The following is a 1,020-nucleotide window of genomic DNA, read 5'->3' on the forward strand; positions in this document are numbered from 1 at the left end:
TACAGCAGTTTCCGAAGTTATGAGGTACAGTTAGTAATAATAAAGATAATACTGTCATGAAAGCATATTCAGTGGATCTCCGAGAAAAAATAGTTGCAGCCCATATTGAGGAAAAAATATCAATTCGTCAAGTGGCAATCAGATTTGCAGTTAGTAAAAGTCTAGTACAAAAGCTGGTAAAGCAACAACAAAGCGATGGCAATCTACAACCATTAAAACCGGGTAAGCCAAGATTTAGTCATCTAGCAAATGCGGAATTAGAGTTAAGGAAACTGGTGTCAGAGAATCAGGATGCAACAATAGTGGAACTATGTGAATTATTTGCATTAAAGACAGGTAATTGGGTGAGTCGGACTGCAATGTGTCGCTCCTTACAAAAATTGGGATTAAATCGCAAAAAAAAACATTGCAAAGTAGCCAAGCAGGAACAGAAAGAGTCCAAAAATTAAGGACAGAATATTGGGAAAAGGTAAGGGATATAGATCCAGAAAACTTGGTATTTTTGGATGAAACAGGGGTAATACTGGGTTTAACCAGAACTCATGCACGTTCTCAGAAGGGAACAAGAGTATACGAAATGAAACCATTTTATCGTGGTACAAAAGTTACAGTAATTGGAGCAATCAGTATTAAAAAAGTAGTGGCATTAATGACAATGAATAACTCAATGGATAGCAAGGCATTTGAAGTATTTATTGAAAAGTTTTTAGTACCTCAATTATGGACGGGAGCAGTAGTAATTATGGATAACTTACCTGCACATAAACTAGCATCAATTAAACCAATGATTGAATCTGTAGGTGCGAAAGTTATTTGTTTATCTCCATACTCTCCTGATTTTAATCCCATTGAGTTATGGTGGTCACAACTCAAATCTTTTTTACGTACTTTTTCTCCAACTACCACTGAAATAGTTGATAAAGTTATTTCTGTTGCTCTCGATTTGATGAATCCTCAACATTTAAAAAATTGGTTCACTAATTGTTGTTACTGTACCTCATAACACCGGGAAGTGCTGTA

The 1,020-nt window shown here is 35.6% G+C and carries 2 protein-coding genes; both read left to right on the forward strand.

Annotation, left to right across the window (positions count from 1 at the left end; translation table 11 throughout):
* The first annotated feature begins 56 nt into the window (after positions 1–56).
* A complete protein-coding gene (locus tag FFO06_RS21720) occupies positions 57–449 on the forward strand; it encodes a helix-turn-helix domain-containing protein (protein WP_201275510.1) in 393 nt (130 codons plus the stop codon).
* Positions 407–1,003 (forward strand): IS630 family transposase, encoded by a 597-nt coding sequence (locus FFO06_RS21725; RefSeq protein WP_201275511.1) that lies wholly within the window; start codon positions 407–409, stop codon positions 1,001–1,003. Before FFO06_RS21720 ends, FFO06_RS21725 begins: the two co-directional genes overlap by 43 nt.
* Positions 1,004–1,020: the final 17 nt, after the last annotated feature.

This window comes from Dolichospermum planctonicum, from assembly GCF_005402965.1.
Taxonomy (GTDB): Bacteria; Cyanobacteriota; Cyanobacteriia; order Cyanobacteriales; family Nostocaceae; genus Dolichospermum; species Dolichospermum planctonicum.